Raw genomic sequence first — 15,788 nt, 5'->3', positions numbered from 1 at the left:
CCGTGCAAAGGCCATGCTGCCTGCCCAAATTTTGGGCATCGGCTTGCGTTTTGCCACCGGATCGTTCACACTCGCGCACTTGATTTTTCGGGTTTTCCCGGAGAGTTTTGCGTCCCAAGGTCACCCCAGAAGGTCCTGTTCATGCGCGGTGTCGCAGCCAAGTTTGCACTTACTAGCATCTTGTTTGTGGCGGCCCTCACCGGCCCGACGAACGCCAGGACCCCGGTGGAGCCGGCAGGCACCCCGGACAGCATCTCGCTGATCGAGTTGCCGCGCCAGGGGCGTGAAACCTACGAGTTGATTCGACAGGGCGGGCCGTTCCCGTATTCCAAGGACGGCACGGTGTTCGGAAACCGCGAAAGGCTGCTGCCGCGAGGCACGCGTGGCTACTACCGGGAGTACACCGTGAAGACGCCAGGATCACGCGACCGGGGAGCCCGGCGCATCGTATGTGGAGGCCCGGTGCGCACGCCCCATGCCTGCTACTACACCGCCGACCATTACGCCAGTTTTCGCAAAATTGTGGAGTGAACCCGAATGAAGCGGGACTTGTTCTTGAACATGGAAAGAAACGCGGAGATGGATAAATCCCTTCGCCCCGACGTCAGCGAAACCCCCCTCAAGGGCGTTCGCAGCAACATCGTGCAGTCCATTCGCGCCTACCGCGTGCAGGATCTGCAGGATGCGGCCAGCGCCCTGGGGCACCACTTCCTGTATGCCAACCTGGCAGCGGCCCAGAGCAAGCAGGACGTGCTGGACCTCATCGCGCAGCAGTTCATGCTGCCCACCCATTTCGGCAAGAATTTCGACGCGCTGTACGACTGCATGACCGACCCGGTGCACAAGTCGGGCCCGCAGCCAGGCTTCGTCGTCGTGCTGGAGCAGATTCCCGCGAACGCGAAGTTCGACAAGGAAGCCCGCGAGCAGCTGCTCGACATCTTCCGCGACACGGCCGACTACTGGTCCGACCGGAAGATACCGTTCAGGTGCTTCTATTCTTTTCTGTAGCCCGTTCTGCACACACCAGCCAAGCAGAACGGGCGAATGAGGCTCAGAGCGAAACCGGCCCGGCCCCCGCGGCCGTCGCCGACAACGGCGAGAAGATGCCGACCGACAAACTGGTCGATGTCTCGCCCCTGGCGCTGCGAATGAGCAGCCCCTTCAACGCCGGCTACTGGCTGGCGGCGGCCTGATCGGCGAGAGCCGACAGCGCATTGAACGAAAGCCCGGGCTCCCCGGGCTTTTTTTCATGCCGCCTCATATCGCTGGCCCGCGCGCGAACGGGCGCTGCACACGAGGGGGTCGATCTCGATTCGTCGAGCTGCGGTCGCTGGGCTGCCATTCAGGGACGGGGCAGTTTTTCGACCAGGAGTGCGGGCCCGACAGGCGGGCTCTGCCGGCTCTACGCCCACCCTGCCGTTCACCCCGGTGGCGGCTGCCCGGTACCGCCAGCCGCACCGGCCGCGGCCGCGAGGGCGACATATTCCTGCCACGGCACCTCCTCGGCCCGCCGCTGGGTATCGAACGCACCGGCCATCCCGCGCTGCGCGAGCCAGTGCCCGAGTGTGTGCCGCAGCAGCTTGCGACGCTGGCTGAACGCCACCTGGACCATCTCGGACAGGAGCGCCGCATCGACGGCCGCCGGCTGCGGGCGCGGCACCATGCGCACGACCGCGCTGTCCACCCGCGGCGGAGGATCGAAGGCCGACGGCGGCACGAACAGCACGTCTTCCATGTCATAGCGCCACTGCAGCATCACCGACAGGCGCCCGTAGGCCGCGGTCGAAGGCCGGGCCACCATGCGATCGATCACTTCCTTCTGCAGCATGAAGTGCTGGTCCTGGATGCGGTCGGCCCAGGGCAGCAGGTGAAAGAGGATGGGCGACGAGATGTTGTAGGGCAAGTTGCCTACCACCCGCAGCAGCTGTCCGTCCGCGCCGGCGTGCAGCGCGCCGAAATCGACCCGCAGCACGTCGGACTCGACCACCTCGAGCTGCGGATGCCGGCGCAGGCGCTGCGCCAGGTCGCGGTCCAGCTCGATCACCGTCAGACGGCCCGCGCGCTCGACCAGGGGTTGGGTGAGCGCCGCCAGCCCCGGCCCGATCTCGACCAGGCTTTGTCCCGGCTGCGGATCGATTGCCCGGACGATGGCGTCGATGACGCCGGCATCCGACAGGAAATGCTGGCCGAAGCGCTTGCGGGCAATGTGCTTCACGCGCGCCCGGTCACTGCAGCGGCTCGCGCATCTCGACGTAGGCGCGGCCCCGCACGTCCTGGACCCAACGCGCGTACTCCTCGCGCAGCCGCTTCTCGCGCAGGAGGTTGCGCGCCAGATCGCGTTGCTCGCGCTCGCTGAGGGTCTTCTGCCGGCGCTCGGTGAGCTGGATCAGGTGCAGCCCGAAGCGCGACTCGATCGGCTCGGCGATCTGCCCTGGCGACAAGGCCTCGAGCGCCTCCTCGAACTCGGGCACGAACGCACCGGGTCCAGCCCATCCGAGATCGCCGCCCTGGCGTGCGCTGCCGTCCTGCGAATGCTCACGCGCGAGCTGCGCGAAGTCGGCCTGGCCGGACTCGATGCGCCGCTTGTAGTCTTCGAGGCGGCGGCGCGCCTCTTCGGCGCTGAGCTGTGGCCCCGGGCGCAGCAGGATGTGGCGGGCGCGGTGCTCGGTCACGGTAGCGCCTGCCAGCGCACCCTGGCGTTTGTCCAGCACCTTCACCACGTGAAAGCCGGCACCTGAGCGCACCACGTCGCTGATCTGGCCGGGCTGCAGCGCACGCGTCGCCTCGACGAACAGCGGCGGATAGCGGTCGGCCGTGCGCGCGCCGATGACGCCGCCGTTGGTGGAGGCACCCGGCGCGTCGGAGACCTCGCGCGCCAGCGCGGTGAAATCTTCGCCCGCGCGCGCCCGGTCCCGCACCTGCAGCGCCTTTTCGCGCAGCTCCTGCACCAGCGCCGGGGGCGCGTTCTCCGGAACGGCGACCAGCACGTGCGCCAGATTCAGCTCGAGGGCGCTCAGGTCGGTAGAACTGCGCTGTTCGCGCATGAACTGCTCGACCTCGACGTCGCTTACCTTCACGCGCGGCTCGATCTCGCGCTGGCGCAGCCGCGACAGCAGAACCTGGTTGCGAAGGTCCTGGCGAAACGCCTCGGGGGAAATGCCATCGGCCGCCAGACGCCGGCGCAGTTCCGCCACGTCCATCGCGTTTTGCCGCGCGATGTTCTGCTCGGCCTGATCGACCGTGGCGTCGTCCGCCCGAATGCCCATCTCTCGCGCGAGCTGCAACTGCGCCCGCTCGGTGATCAGTTGCTCCAGCACCTGGCGCGCGAGCACGTCGCGCGGCGGCAGGGCCCCGCCCTGCTGCGCAAGCTCCTGCTCGGTCTGGGCGAGCCGGGTTCGGACCTCGTTGAACGTGATCGGTTCGGAGTTGACCACCGCCACGATGAAGTCGGCCGGGCGCGGCGCACCGGCAGGGCCGGTGTTGGCGGTCAGCCCGCCACCAGGGGCCGGCGCCGGGGCACTGCCCCCGGTGAGCGGCCCCAGGCGCAGCTGCGCGTGGGCCGGCAGCGTCGCGGCGCCAAAGGCGGCTCCCGCTGCCAGGCACAAGGCCACCAGCGAACGCGGGCGAAGAAGAGGGCTTGCGGTCATGGCTAGTCGTATCGGGTGAAGCGGCTCGGTTCGGTGGTCTGCTGGCGCAGCATCTGGTAGCGCGGGATGTTGTTCCTGAGCGCGCCGACGGCATCGGAGCCGAGGCGGCCCAGCCCCAGCAATTCGATCTGGAACAGGATCCGCTTGTTGGACTCTCCGGTGCCCGCCTGTAGTCGTTCGAAGACGACGCGGCCGATCCAGCAGCAGCCGTTGTACTCCAGACCGACGATGGTATCGACCACCCGATTGTCCTTCAGGCTGACATTGACCCGCCCGACGCTGAACAAGCGGCCTTCGCCCGGAGCGCGGCCGCCCCAGAGGTCCTGCACCGGCCATTGCCAGCCGATATCGACCTGCTCGCTCAAGACGCGCTGCGTACGGTACGCGGCGTTGACCACCCGGTACGGGCCGGGGTTGTAGCGCACGCCCAGCGTGGCGCGTTCGGAGCGGCTGGTCTTGGGGTTGAACTGCACCGTGGTGTCGACCGCCCAGCGCGGCGTCCAGTTCAGGGAGGCGCCGAGCAGCACGTCGGACAGGCGGTCCGCGACCGGGGTGCCGCCGGGCAGCGTCACGCGCTGATCGGCAAAGCGCAGGCGCTGCGCAATGCCGACCCTCGCCAGCTCGGCGCCCGTGTCCTGGTCTTGCAGACGGCTGGTCAGGCCCAGCGTGAGCAGGCGGCTGTCGGCGATGCGGTCGTGCCCGACATAGGGGTTCTCCGTGAAGATCGTCGCGAAGTTGAAGTCGAGCAGGCCCGAGTCGTAGTTGGGCAGGAAATTCTGTTCGCGAAACGGTGTGTAGACGTAGAACGCCCGCGGCTCGAGCGTCTGCACGATGCTGCGACCCCAGAACGTGGTGGCGCGCTCGAACACGAGGCCGCCGTCCAGGCTGAACGTAGGCAGCGCCCGGTCGGCCTGCGTGCGACCGTCGGCGAGCGGCCGGTCGAACTCGTACTGGGTGGCGTGCAGCTGCAGCCGCGGCGTGAAGAACCAGCCAGGCGCCTGCCAGGGCCGCGCCAGCTGGGCCAGGACATAGGCGCGCTGGGCATCGGGCTGTCCGGTGCGCCGGTCGTCGGCCTGGAAGTAGGTGTAGTCGGCCTCGACGTAGCTGGTGAGGCCCAGCGGCAGCAGCGGCCGGGTGTAGCGACCCTGCAGCTGCGGCAGCCGGTCGTAGGGCGGCACGATCGGCGCGTTCACGTCCTGCAGCGTCTGCCAGCGCAGCGCCCGCGCCTGCGCCCAGTAGTCGCCGCGGGCCCAGGTCAGATAGCCTTCGCTGGCGAGCAGGCGCTGCGTGAGCGAGGTCAGCGCGCTCGAGCGCGTGAAATCGCGCCAGTAGTCGTCGTCGCTGACGCGGTTCAGGTTGAGGTTGAGGCCGAGGTAGCTGGTGCCGGGTGCGAACTGCTGGCTGTGCTGGACGCTGTAGGCCCAGCGGTCGCGGTCGCGCAGGCGGTCCTGCGGCATGTAGCTCAGGTCGGTCACGCCGGAGTAGCTCGGCTCGAGATAGCGGAACTCGCCACCCAGCTGCACGCCGCGGCGCGACATCACCGTGGGCAGCAGCGTGGCATCGCGGTTGGGAGCGATGTCCCAGTAGTAGGGCAGCGTGAGTTCCAGGCCGCTGCGGTTGTTCAGACCCACGGTGGGCGCCAGCACGCCCGACTTGCGCTTGTCCGACAGCGGAAAGCTCAGCACCGGGATCGGAAGCAGCGGCACGCCGAACAGGCGCACCGTCGCGCCCAAGGCGACGCCGGTGTCGTCCTCGTTGTCGATATAGATCCGATCGGCCGTGAGCAGCCAATCGGGCCACCCCTGCCCGGGCTCGCGTCCGCAGGTGGTGTAGGTGGCGCGGCGTATCACCGTACGCTGCTCGTCGATGAACTCGATGCGGTCGGCCTCGCCATACGCGCCGGTGTCGAGGAAGCGGTAGCTCGGCTCCAGGAAGAAGCCCTCGAAGGCATCGACGTTCATCTCCAGCAGCGGCCCCTCGAACACGTCGCCGGCGCGGTTCACGCGCACGTCGCCACGCGCGCGCGCAAGGTCGTCGGGCTGGTCGTACTCGATACGGTCGGCGCGAATGAACGTATCGCCACGCCGCAGCGTCGCGTCGCCCTCGATCACCGTCTCCAGCTCGGTACGGCCGCTGATGCGGCTTCCTTCCACGAAGGTGGGCAGCGCCGGGCGCGCGGCATCGGGGATGCGCTCGCCGAGCTGCGGACTGGCGCGCAGCGACACAGGGGGCTCGTCCTGTGCGCGAGCCGCCGCCACGGCCATGGCCGCACCGAGCGCCGCCAGCGTCGCCAGGGCGGCGCGGCGAAGTCGCAGAGGGGGGCGGGAGGAGGACATCGGGGCAAGGGGCCGACCGGCGGCGAGTGCCAGGCTGGTCGCGTTTGTAGAATCGATTATCCATGAGCGATCACGCGCCCTCCCCCTCTGTCGCAGCCGCGCCGACCACCCCGCCTGAGGCTGCGCCAGCCGAACAGGAGGGCACCCAGGTGCACTGGCCCGATCCGCAACGCAAGGCCGCCTTCGACGCCTGGTTGGGCGGGCTCGCCGCGGTGCACGCGCTGCGTCCGGAGACGGTGCGCCCGGCATCGGCCGACGCGAGTTTCCGCCGCTACCTGCGGGTGGACGATCAACACGGCGGCAGCCTGGTGGTGATGGACGCGCCGCCCGAGCGAGAGGACTGCCGTCCCTTTGTGCAGGTGGCGCAGCTCATGGCCGAGGCCGGGCTGCACGTGCCGCGGGTGCTCGCCTGGGACCCGCCGCACGGCTTCATGCTGCTGGACGACCTGGGCAGCCACACCATGATCGAGCGTGTCGATGCCGCCGATCCGGCAGCCAGCCATGCGCTGTACCTGCGGGCCGTCGATGCGCTGGTCGCGTGGCAGCTCGCCTCGCGGCCAGGCGTGCTTCCGGCGTACGACCAGGCGCTGCTCACGCGCGAGCTGCAGCTCTTCCCCGACTGGTACCTGGCGCGCCACCGAGGCGTCGCCATCGAGGGCACGCTGCGCGAGACGCTGGAGCAGCAGTTCCAGCTGATCGTCGCGCGCAACCTCGCCTCGCCGTCGGTGTACGTGCACCGCGACTTCATGCCGCGCAATCTGATGATTCCGCGCGCGCCCGGTGAGACGCGCCTGGGTGTGCTCGATTTCCAGGACGCGGTGTACGGCCCGATCACCTACGACATCGCCAGCCTGATGCGCGATGCCTTCCTGAGCTGGGACGAGGAGTTCGTGCTCGACATCACGATCCGCTACTGGCAGAAGGCGCAAAAGGCCGGGCTGCCGGTCGAGGCCGACTTCGGCGAGTTCTGGCGTGCGGTCGAGTGGATGGGACTGCAGCGCCACCTCAAGGTCGCCGGCATCTTTGCGCGCCTGACCCTGCGCGACGGCAAGCCCCGCTACCTGGCCGACGCACCCCGCTTCATCGGCTACATACGCGCCACGGCCTCGCGCTATCGCGAACTCGCGCCGCTGCTCGCCCTGATCGATCGGGTCGAGGGCACGCAAGCCGCCACCGGCTACGCCTTTGGCCGCGTCTAGCCCGCGCTTCTTCTGTCCAACGCCGCTGGTCGCAGGCCAGAGTCTGGAGCTGCCGCCCGGCGCCGCACGCCACGCGCAGGTGCTGCGACTGCAGCCCGGCGCGCCGCTCACGCTCTTCGACGGCCATGGCGGTGAATGGTCGGCTGCCGTCGAGCGCATGGGCCGCAGCGCGGTCGCCGTGCGGGTGGTGGCGCACAGCCCGATCGAGCGCGAAAGCGCGCGCAGCGTGCACCTCGCCCTGGGCATGCCGGCCAACGAGCGCATGGACTGGCTGGTCGAGAAGGCGACCGAGCTCGGCGCGACCGGGTTCCAGCCCCTGCTCACCGAGCGCAGCGTGCTGCGCCTGTCCGGCGAACGGGCCGACAGGAAACGGGCCCACTGGCAGGGCATCGCCGCCGCCGCCGCGGAGCAATGCGGCCGCAACCGCGTGCCGACGGTCGCACCGGTGCAGGAGTTGCAGGCCTGGTGCGCCACGCTCGCGCACAGCCCGGCGCGCCGCCTGGTGCTCTCGCTCGAGCCGGACGCGACTGCGCTTGCAAGCCGGCTCGGCGAGGGCGCGCCGGTGCTGCTGCTTTCCGGGCCCGAAGGCGGACTGGCTCCGGCCGAACTGCGCCGCGCCCGTGAGCACGGCTTCGAGCCCGTCTCCCTCGGCCCGCGCGTGCTGCGCGCCGATACCGCGCCCCTGGCGGCGCTCGCCCTGCTGACGCTCACCGCATGAAGGAAAGGCCATGAACCGCAATCTGTGGCTGCTGTCCGCCTGCCAGGGCCTTTTTCTCACCAACAACGTCGCCTTCATCGCCATGAACGGTCTGGTGGGCCTGGCGCTGGCGCCTTTCGGGTGGATGGCCACGCTGCCCGTGATGGCCTATGTGGTGGGCGGCGCGCTTTCCACTCCCCTCGTCGCACGCACGCAGCGCCTCCTGGGCCGGCAGGGCGCGTTCCAGGTGGGCCTGGCCGTGGCGGTGCTGGCTGCCCTCGCGTGCGCCTGGGCCGTCGTCGCGCGCGAGTTCTGGTTGCTCTGCGCGGCGACGCTGGTGGCCGGCTACTACAACGCCAACGCGGGGCTGTACCGCTTCGCTGCCGCGGAGCTGACCGGCTCCGAGAGCCGCGAGAAGGCCGTATCGCTGGTGATGGCCGGTGGCCTGATCGGCGCGGTGGTGGGTCCCAACCTGGCCGCAGGCACCCGCGAGGTGCTGTCGGTGCCGTTCGCCGGCGCCTACCTGGCGCTCGCCGGTGTGGCGCTGCTGGGCATGGCGCTGATGGCCCTGGTGCGCTTCCCGCCAGTCGCCGCGCGCGAGAGCGAATCGGCCGGGCGGCCGCTGCGCGACATCATGCGGCAGCCGGTATTCGTCGTGGCCGCCGCCACTGGCGCGCTGAGCTACGGCGTGATGAACCTGCTGATGGCGGCGACGCCGCTGGCCATGCAGCAGTGCGGGCTGCCTTTCTCCGACGCGGCGTGGGTGCTCGAATGGCACGTCATCGGCATGTTCGCGCCGGGCTTCTTCACCGGGCACCTGATTCGCCGCTTCGGGCCGGTGCCGGTGATGGCGGTGGGCGTGCTGCTGATGCTGGCGTGCATCGCAGTGGCGCTCTCCGGCATCGAACTGCGGCAGTTCCTGGTGGCGCTGTTCCTGCTGGGAGTCGGCTGGAACTTCCTCTTCACCGGCAGCACGACGCTGTCGCTGTCGGCCTATGCCCCGCAGGAAAAGGATCGGGCGCAGGGCGCCCTCAATTTCTTCGTGTTCGCCACTTTGGCCGTGAGCTCGTTCGCGTCGGGGGTGCTGGTCACGACCCAGGGCTGGTCGCTGCTGAACTGGGGCTCGCTGGCGCCGGTGACGGCGTGTGGCCTGGCGCTGGCCTGGCTCGCGCGGCACCAGCGCCGGACAACCCCTGCGGCCCTGGCGGGCTGAACGGAAACCGGCGGTCCAGCCAGGCGTCGAGAGCTGCGAACACGGGCTCGTTGTCCAGCTCGTTGAAGACCTCGTGGAACAGGTGCTCGAAGCCGTGCGCCGTGACCAGCCCGGACGGCGCGGCCGCGGCAAACGCACGGCAGGCAGCGGGATCGACCACGCAGTCGCTGGTGCCGTACAGCAGCAGGGTGGGCAGCTTCCAGCGCCCTGCGCGCGCCAGCACACGCGGGGCTGATTGCGCGATGAAGTTCGCCAGCCGCGCCGACACGCGGTCGTGCACCAGCGGATCGGCACGGTAGGCCGCCACCACGTCCTCGTCGTGCGACAAGGCCTCTGGCGGGATGCGGTTGCGCACCGTGAGGTTGGGAGCGAGCCGGGGCAGCACGGCCAGCAGCAGTTTCTGCAGCGCTCCCAGCCTGGGGCGGAACGCGGGCGACGACAGCACGAGGCCATCGACCGGCACCTCGCGCAGCAGCACCAGGCAGGACACCACCAGCGCCCCCATGCTGTGGCCGAGCAGGATGAGCGGCTTGCCTGGGGGGACGCGCCGCCGCACGCTGGCGACGATGTCGTTCAGGTCCTCGATCAGGCGCATGGTGTTGGGCAGGCAGCCACGCGCGCCATCCGATTCGCCGTGCCCGCACTGGTCGTAGCCGTGGACCGCGAAGCCGGCCGCCGTGAGGTGCCGTGCCAGCGCCTCGTAGCGCCCCGCATGCTCGCCCAGCCCGTGCACCAGCACCACCGCGCCGCGAAACGGCGTCTCGGCCGGCAGCGGCCAGTGCTGCACGGCGAGGTTGTCGCCGTCGCCGGCGGTGAAGGTGGACAGGGTGGAGTCGCTGCGCGCCATGCAGATGGTCGTGCTCAGGGCATGCGCGCGATGACCTCGGCCACCGCGGCGGTAAGGCGCTTGGCGTAGGGCACGTGCAGGAACTCGTTGGGGCCGTGGGCGTTGCTGCGCGGCCCCAGCACTCCGCAGACCATCATCTGCGCCTTCGGAAAGCCCGCACTCAGCATGTTCATCAGGGGAATGGTGCCGCCCTGGCCGATGTGGCCGCAGGGCGCGCCGAAGTGGGCCTGCGAAGCCTGCTGAAGGGCCTGCTCGAACCACGCCTCGGCCGCGGGAGCGTTCCAGCCGGTCGCGGCTCCCGAGGGCTCGAAGGTGACGCGGGCCTGGTAGGGCGCGTTGTCCTCGAGCAGCGTCTTGAGTTCATCGACGGCGCGCGCCGCATCGACCAGCGGCGGCAGGCGCAGCGACAGCTTGAAGGCCGTGTAGGGGCGCAGCACGTTCCCCGCGTCCTGCAGCGAGGGGAAGCCCTCGGCGCCGGTGACCGAGAGCGTCGGCGTCCAGGTGCGATTGACCAGCGCCTGCACCGGGTCGGTTGTGGTGGGTAGCGCGAAGGCGGTCGATCCGCCACAGTCGTAGTGAGCCCAGGGGAAGCGCCGATATACCTCGTCCCCGAGGATGGTTGCCGTGGCGCGGGCCTGCGCGAGGCGGTCGGGGGGCACCTCGCAGTGGAAGCTCTGGGGCAGCAGCCGCCCGGTGGTGCTGTCCTCGAGGCGGTCGAGCACCTGGCGCATGATCCGGAAGCTCGAGGGCACCAGGCCGGAGGCGTCGCCGGAGTGCACGCCCTCGGTGAGGATCTGCACCTTGAGCGTGCCGCTGGCCATGCCGCGCAGCGAGGTGGTGAGCCAGAGCTGGTCGTAGTTGCCGGCTCCCGAGTCCAGGCAGATCACCAGGCCGACATCGCCCAGGCGCGGGCGCAGGGCTTCCACGTAGGGCAGCAGGTCGTGCGAGCCCGATTCCTCGCAAGTCTCGATGAGCCCGACGATGCGCGGGTGGGCGACGTTCTGCGCCTTGAGCGCCTGCACCGCCGCGATGCTGGCGTAGACCGCATAGCCGTCGTCGGCGCCGCCCCGGCCGTAAAGCTTGCCGTCCTCGTACTTGGGGGTCCAGGGGCCCAGGTCGGCGCGCCAGCCGGAGAATTCCGGCTGTTTGTCCAGGTGGCCGTACATCAGCACGGTCTGCTGCGCGTGGGCGTCGGCCGCGCGCGTTGCTGCGATCTCGAAGAACAGCACGGGGGTGCGGCCGGGCAGGCGCACCACTTCCAGGGACAGCCCGGCAACCTTCTGGTCCTCGACCCAGCGCGCGGCGTTGCGCAGCACCGTGTCGATGTGGCCGTGCTCCGCCCATTGCGGATCGAAGCCGGGAGACTTGGCGGGAATGGCAATGTAGTCGGTCAGCTGGCGCAGGATGTCGCCGTCCCATTGGCGACTGACCTGGTCCAGGGCACGGGCCGCGTCAAGGTGCGCGGGGGGCATTTCACGGTGCAGCGGGGCGTTCATGGGCTGGCACTGTACGCCCCGCACGCGCGCCGCGCCAGCATCTCGGCCGGGCCACCGAAGGCGTAAAGCCTTCGGGTTAGGAGCGGGCCCACGAACGGTTGCGCCACCGGTCGACACAGCGCTGCAAGCGGCCGCGCTTCAATCGGCGAAAACAGATTCCGGGAGTACAACCAAATGGCTTTTGTCTTCGAAACGATTCCCGCGCAACGCAACATCATAGAACTCGACAATCCGAGGGAGGTCAGCTGGTGGACCAAGCGCTTCGGCTGCAGTGAGCAGCAGTTGCGCGCCGCGGTGGCGGAGGTCGGCCCGTCCGCGGCCAAGGTCGAACAGCTGCTCGATGGCAGCGACGTCATCGTGACGGTCTAGCCCATCGGCGCTCCGGGGCTCCGCTTTCTGGGCGGCGCCTTCAGTCCTCGACGATGAAGGTACGGTTGGCCCGCAACTCGCGCGAGATGCGGGTGAGCATGCCGATCGCGTTCAGGCAGGCCTCGTCATCGGCGACCAGCAGCATGTGCATGGCGGTGGTGGCTACCAGACGGCTCGATTCGGGGTGCACGCCGAAGGTCACCCCAGGATGGCTGCGGCAGAGGTTCATCTCCAAGGCGGCGCGGTAGGCATCGTCGCGGGTGTGCGGCAGCGGCATGCCGATGTCGCAGAAGAACTCCAGGTGGTCGGTGTCCGGGTTCAGACGCATCACCACGGTGGTGTCGTCGAGCACGAAACCACCCGATTCCAGCGCTTCCTTTTCCGCCGCGGGATCGGGGCCGACGATCCGGGCGGCAACCCGTGGAAGCAGCCGTGCGTAGCGTTCCGCGCAGTCGCCGGCCAGGCGCTCGACCTCGTCGTGGAGGTCGTCTCCATCGTGCATCGACACCCGGTGCCGCGGCTCCTCGAACGATTGAACGATGTTCATTCGGCGCCTCCAGGTCGGCCGGCGGCCGAGGGTGCGACGCGCTGGGTGGCGGCGCTGCTGGCTGCCGTGCCGCGGATCGCGGAGGACTCCTCCCCGGACTGGGCGCGCTGGCCCCAGGCAGCCAGCCCGGGTTCGCTTCCATGTACCCCGGGCGCCTGCCCGCTCAGGCACCTCTCGGCCACCCGCAGGCGCATGGCGGCGGCGCGAGGGGAGTAGGTCGAAGGCAGGGCGAGAAACTGGGGCGCCACGGCTGAAGGGGACCGGGCAGCGACGCGTGCGACCGGGGGCGTGGCACTTGGCGGCAAGCCACCCCCGGGGGGAGGAAGGTAGGCCGCGGGTGTTCTGATCGGACCGGGCATTGAGAGCTTTCCATTAACGGATGGGCTGTCAGTATAGATTTCGCATCAACTCATCCACAAGCCCCATCGGCGACTGGGGGAACGCCGTTGCGCGACGCCCCGCCAGGCTCAGCGAACCGGAAGCCGCACCGCCTGCGGGTTCTCGCGGATGTACGCGCGGATGGCGGTGTCGAAATCGTCATCGGCGCGCAGCCCCATCTCGCGCGCGCGCCTCCACTCGAACCGGCCGGGCCAGGTGCGCACCAGCGCTTCGACCTTCGGGTCGATGACCCAATCCAGCAAGGCAGTGGCCTCGCGACCCGCCACGCGCTCGAGCGCCTCGGCCATGCCGCCCACGGTCGTGTGCAGCGACGGCAGGTTCAGCGCGATGGCAGGCCCCCACGACGCGTCGCTCGCCGCCGCCGCGTGCATCAGTCCCTCGATGGTGCGCGCCGGCGACGACACGGCCACCGGGGTCTCCGGATGGACCGGCACCTGCGCGCGCAGGCCCGCCAGCGGCTCGCGAACCATGCCAGAGAAGAAGCCGGAGGCGGCGCCGTTGGGTCGCCCCGGCCGCACGCTCACGGTCATCAGGCGCGCGCTGCGCCCGGCGACGAAGCCCTTGCGGCTGCAGTCGGCCACCAGCTGCTCGCACATGAACTTCTGGACGCCGTAGCTGCCCTGCGGCGTCGGCAGGGTCAGGTCCTCGACCGGATCGGGCACGCACTGGCCGGGAAGGCTGCCGAACACCGCCAGCGAGCTGGCGAAGACGAACACCGGTTGCGCCCCCGTTGCGCGGCAGGCCTGCAGCAGCGCCTGCGTGGCGTGCAGGTTGCTGCGCAGGCCCAGATCGAAATCGGTCTCGCACTCGGCACTCACCGCCGCTGCCAGGTGAAAGACGGCATCGACCCCACGCAGGCTGAAGGCCTCGCCGCCTTCGAGCAACGACAGCAGGTCGCCCGCCACGTGGTGCACGCGCGCGTCCCGCGACAGATCGAGGGGCAGCGGCACGCGGTCGGTGAGGGTGAGGCGCTCGACGCGGCGCGGCGCCGCACCACGCAAGGCGAATTGCTCTTGTGCGAGCAAGGTACGGGCGAGGCGCGCGCCCAGGAATCCGCTGCCGCCGGTGATGAGGATGTGCATGGGCGGCGAGCATAGCGGCCGCCCCGTCTCCGGCAGGCAGCGCTCTCAGCCGCGCTCGAAACGGAACACGGCCGTGGACGCGAGCGCGTTGGGCAGCAAGCGGACCTCGCGGCCGTCCTGCAGGCCGAAGGCGTCGAGGATGGCGAGGCGGTTGCGCGTGGCGAGCACCTCGAAATCCTTGAAGGTGCCGACCCGGATGTTGGGCGTGTCGTACCACTGGTACGGCAGGCGGCGCGTGACGGGCATGCGCCCGCGCAGGACCGCGAGCCGGTTGGGCCAGTGCGCGAAGTTGGGGAAAGCGACTATTCCCACCCGGCCGACCCGCGCCGTCTCCACCAGCATCGTCTCGGTGTTGCGCAGGTGCTGCAGCGTATCGATCTGCAGCACCACGTCGAAGCTGTCGTCGCCGAACATCGCGAGGCCTTCGTCGAGGTTCAGCTGGATCACATCGACGCCACGCCTGACGCAGGCCAGCACGTTGGCGTCGGCGATTTCCACCCCGTAGCCGCTGCATCCGCGCTCGCGCTGCAGCAGCTCCAGCAGCGCGCCGTCGCCGCACCCGAGGTCGAGCACGCGCGAGCCCGGCGGCACCAGACGCGCGATCGACTGCATCAGCGTGCGATCGCTCATCGTGCAAGCTCCGTGCATGGCAGCGACGCGAGCCCGTTCGCCCGCAATGCCTGCGTGCTGCGCACTGCGGCGCCATTCGCCTCGGGAGCGGCCCAGCGGCAAATACAGATGGCCTGCGTGCTGCGCACTGCGGCGCCATTCGCCTCGGGAGCGGCCCAGCGGCTCATGCCCCGAACTCCGCTGCGATGCGGTCGAACCAGGCCCGCACGAGCGACAGGTAGCGCGGATCCTCGAGCAGGAAGGCGTCGTGCCCGTGCGGCGCATCGATCTCGGCATAGCTCACCTGGCGGCGGTTTTCCAGCAGGGCCTTGACCATCTCGCGGCTGCGCGCGGGGGAAAAGCGCCAGTCGGTGCTGAAGCTCACCACCAGGAAGCGCGCGGCGGCGGCGGCCAGCGCGCGGGTGAGGTTGCCATCGACGCGCCGGGCCGGGTCGAAGTAGTCCAGCGCCCGCGTGATCAGCAGGTAGGTGTTGGCGTCGAAATACTCGCTGAACTTGTCGCCCTGGTAGCGCAGATAGCTCTCGATCTGGAACTCGATGTCCTGCGTGGTGTAGCGGTAGGCGCCGCCCGCGACCGTGCCGACGGCATTGCGCAACTCGCGGCCGAATTTGTCGTTCATCACGTTGTCCGAGAGGTACGTGATGTGGCCGATCATGCGGGCGATGCGCAGGCCGCGGCGGGGCACCACGCCATGGGCATAGAAATGGCCGCCATGGAAGTCGGGGTCGGTGACGATGGCGCGGCGCGCCACTTCGTTGAAGGCGATGTTCTCGGCGTTGAGGTTGGGCGCACTGGCGATCACCGCGGCGTGGCGCACGCGCTGCGGGTACTGCAGCGTCCATGAGAGCGCCTGCATGCCGCCGAGGCTGCCGCCCATCACCGCGGCCAGCGTGTCGATGCCCAGGGCATCGACCAGCCGCGCCTGCGCATCGACCCAGTCTTCCACCGTCACCACCGGAAAGTCGGCTCCGTAGGTGCGCCCGGTGTCGGGATTGCGGTGCATCGGCCCGGTGGAGCCGAAGCAGGAGCCGAGATTGTTGACACCGATCACGAAGAAGCGGTCCGTATCGACCGGCTTGCCGGGGCCGATCATGCTGTCCCACCAGCCTTCGGACCTGGCCTGGCCTTCGTACACGCCCGCGACGTGGTGCGAGGCGTTGAGCGCGTGGCACACCAGCACCGCATTGCTGCGCTCAGCGTTGAGCGTGCCGTAGGTCTCGTAGGCCAGGTCGTAGTCGCGGATCGATGCGCCGCTTTGCAGGGCAAGCGGCGCATCGAAGTGCATGGACTGCGGCTGGGCGACCAGGGTCATGAGGGCAAGAAAAA

14 protein-coding genes and 1 pseudogene are annotated in these 15,788 nt (G+C 69.6%); 6 read left to right on the top strand and 9 right to left on the bottom strand.

The genetic code is table 11. From position 1 onward, the window contains the following. Positions 1 to 141 precede the first annotated feature (141 nt). Both WG922_RS10025 and WG922_RS10020 read left to right on the top strand, forming a co-directional pair. Entirely contained in the window at positions 142 to 531 is a 390-nt protein-coding gene (locus WG922_RS10025) for a ribonuclease (RefSeq protein ID WP_340282424.1), read from the top strand. Between the two features lie 48 nt (positions 532 to 579). Further along, entirely contained in the window at positions 580 to 1,008 is a 429-nt protein-coding gene (locus WG922_RS10020) for a barstar family protein (protein WP_340282423.1), read from the top strand. Between the two features lie 412 nt (positions 1,009 to 1,420). Here the strand turns inward: WG922_RS10020 and rsmA are convergent, their stop codons facing one another. Genes rsmA through WG922_RS10005 form a run of 3 tightly spaced genes read right to left on the bottom strand, consistent with a single transcriptional unit; the run spans position 1,421 to position 5,983 of the window. Further along, positions 1,421 to 2,215, bottom strand: coding sequence for a 16S rRNA (adenine(1518)-N(6)/adenine(1519)-N(6))-dimethyltransferase RsmA (gene rsmA / locus WG922_RS10015; protein ID WP_340282422.1), 795 nt, complete (start codon positions 2,213 to 2,215; stop codon positions 1,421 to 1,423). Positions 2,216 to 2,225: 10 nt separating this feature from the next. Next, a complete protein-coding gene (locus tag WG922_RS10010; protein WP_340282421.1) occupies positions 2,226 to 3,647 on the bottom strand; it encodes a peptidylprolyl isomerase in 1,422 nt (473 codons plus the stop codon). Positions 3,648 to 3,649: 2 nt separating this feature from the next. Next, on the bottom strand, positions 3,650 to 5,983 hold the full coding sequence (locus tag WG922_RS10005; protein WP_340282420.1) for an LPS-assembly protein LptD: 2,334 nt from the start codon (positions 5,981 to 5,983) through the stop codon (positions 3,650 to 3,652). A gap of 62 nt (positions 5,984 to 6,045) precedes the next feature. On the opposite strand from WG922_RS10005, the gene WG922_RS10000 reads away from it, so the two are divergent. Genes WG922_RS10000 through WG922_RS09990 form a run of 3 tightly spaced genes read left to right on the top strand, consistent with a single transcriptional unit; the run spans position 6,046 to position 9,092 of the window. Further along, positions 6,046 to 7,182, top strand: coding sequence for an aminoglycoside phosphotransferase family protein (locus WG922_RS10000; RefSeq protein WP_340282419.1), 1,137 nt, complete (start codon positions 6,046 to 6,048; stop codon positions 7,180 to 7,182). Then, positions 7,169 to 7,900 carry a 16S rRNA (uracil(1498)-N(3))-methyltransferase gene (locus WG922_RS09995; RefSeq protein ID WP_340282418.1) on the top strand — a complete coding sequence of 244 codons (732 nt, stop codon included), beginning with the start codon at positions 7,169 to 7,171 and terminating at the stop codon, positions 7,898 to 7,900. The genes WG922_RS10000 and WG922_RS09995 overlap by 14 nt, the downstream gene beginning before the upstream one ends. 10 nt (positions 7,901 to 7,910) lie before the next feature. Further along, entirely contained in the window at positions 7,911 to 9,092 is a 1,182-nt protein-coding gene (locus tag WG922_RS09990) for an MFS transporter (protein ID WP_340282417.1), read from the top strand. A gap of 1 nt (position 9,093) precedes the next feature. On the opposite strand, the pseudogene WG922_RS09985 reads toward WG922_RS09990, so the two are convergent. Together WG922_RS09985 and WG922_RS09980 are read right to left on the bottom strand one after the other, a co-directional pair. Next, a pseudogene (locus tag WG922_RS09985) lies at positions 9,094 to 9,939 on the bottom strand (lysophospholipase); the annotation flags it as partial. Positions 9,940 to 9,953: 14 nt separating this feature from the next. After that, entirely contained in the window at positions 9,954 to 11,435 is a 1,482-nt protein-coding gene (locus WG922_RS09980; RefSeq protein WP_340282415.1) for a M20 family metallopeptidase, read from the bottom strand. A 174-nt stretch (positions 11,436 to 11,609) separates the two neighbouring features. On the opposite strand from WG922_RS09980, the gene WG922_RS09975 reads away from it, so the two are divergent. Beyond that, on the top strand, positions 11,610 to 11,804 hold the full coding sequence (locus WG922_RS09975) for a DUF3606 domain-containing protein (protein WP_340282414.1): 195 nt from the start codon (positions 11,610 to 11,612) through the stop codon (positions 11,802 to 11,804). Positions 11,805 to 11,844: 40 nt separating this feature from the next. On the opposite strand, the gene WG922_RS09970 is transcribed toward WG922_RS09975, so the two are convergent. From WG922_RS09970 to metX, 4 genes are all read right to left on the bottom strand, one after another. Beyond that, a complete protein-coding gene (locus tag WG922_RS09970) occupies positions 11,845 to 12,351 on the bottom strand; it encodes a hypothetical protein (RefSeq protein WP_340282413.1) in 507 nt (168 codons plus the stop codon). A 467-nt stretch (positions 12,352 to 12,818) separates the two neighbouring features. Then, positions 12,819 to 13,832, bottom strand: coding sequence for a D-erythronate dehydrogenase (denD, locus tag WG922_RS09965; protein ID WP_340282412.1), 1,014 nt, complete (start codon positions 13,830 to 13,832; stop codon positions 12,819 to 12,821). A gap of 45 nt (positions 13,833 to 13,877) precedes the next feature. After that, positions 13,878 to 14,462 (bottom strand): methionine biosynthesis protein MetW, encoded by a 585-nt coding sequence (gene metW / locus WG922_RS09960; RefSeq protein WP_340282410.1) that lies wholly within the window; start codon positions 14,460 to 14,462, stop codon positions 13,878 to 13,880. Positions 14,463 to 14,625: 163 nt separating this feature from the next. Next, entirely contained in the window at positions 14,626 to 15,774 is a 1,149-nt protein-coding gene (metX, locus tag WG922_RS09955; RefSeq protein ID WP_340282409.1) for a homoserine O-succinyltransferase MetX, read from the bottom strand. Positions 15,775 to 15,788: the final 14 nt, after the last annotated feature.

The sequence above is a fragment of the Ramlibacter sp. AN1015 genome (genome assembly GCF_037726105.1).
Taxonomy (GTDB): domain Bacteria; phylum Pseudomonadota; class Gammaproteobacteria; order Burkholderiales; family Burkholderiaceae_C; genus Ramlibacter.
The sequence above is the reverse complement of the archived record's forward strand: the minus strand, read 5'-3'. Positions and strand labels throughout refer to the sequence as shown.

Bases quoted from the DNA above. Each gene is read 5' to 3' on its own strand.
- WG922_RS09990 (WP_340282417.1), top strand. From the start codon at position 7,911: ATGAACCGCAATCTGTGGCTGCTGTCCGCCTGCCAGGGCCTTTTTCTC.
- WG922_RS10005 (WP_340282420.1), bottom strand. From the start codon at position 5,983: ATGTCCTCCTCCCGCCCCCCTCTGCGACTTCGCCGCGCCGCCCTGGCG.
- denD (WP_340282412.1), bottom strand. From the start codon at position 13,832: ATGCACATCCTCATCACCGGCGGCAGCGGATTCCTGGGCGCGCGCCTC.
- WG922_RS10000 (WP_340282419.1), top strand. From the start codon at position 6,046: ATGAGCGATCACGCGCCCTCCCCCTCTGTCGCAGCCGCGCCGACCACC.
- WG922_RS09975 (WP_340282414.1), top strand. From the start codon at position 11,610: ATGGCTTTTGTCTTCGAAACGATTCCCGCGCAACGCAACATCATAGAA.
- metW (WP_340282410.1), bottom strand. From the start codon at position 14,462: ATGAGCGATCGCACGCTGATGCAGTCGATCGCGCGTCTGGTGCCGCCG.
- WG922_RS10020 (WP_340282423.1), top strand. From the start codon at position 580: ATGGATAAATCCCTTCGCCCCGACGTCAGCGAAACCCCCCTCAAGGGC.
- WG922_RS09980 (WP_340282415.1), bottom strand. From the start codon at position 11,435: ATGAACGCCCCGCTGCACCGTGAAATGCCCCCCGCGCACCTTGACGCG.
- WG922_RS09970 (WP_340282413.1), bottom strand. From the start codon at position 12,351: ATGAACATCGTTCAATCGTTCGAGGAGCCGCGGCACCGGGTGTCGATG.
- WG922_RS10025 (WP_340282424.1), top strand. From the start codon at position 142: ATGCGCGGTGTCGCAGCCAAGTTTGCACTTACTAGCATCTTGTTTGTG.
- metX (WP_340282409.1), bottom strand. From the start codon at position 15,774: ATGACCCTGGTCGCCCAGCCGCAGTCCATGCACTTCGATGCGCCGCTT.
- WG922_RS10010 (WP_340282421.1), bottom strand. From the start codon at position 3,647: ATGACCGCAAGCCCTCTTCTTCGCCCGCGTTCGCTGGTGGCCTTGTGC.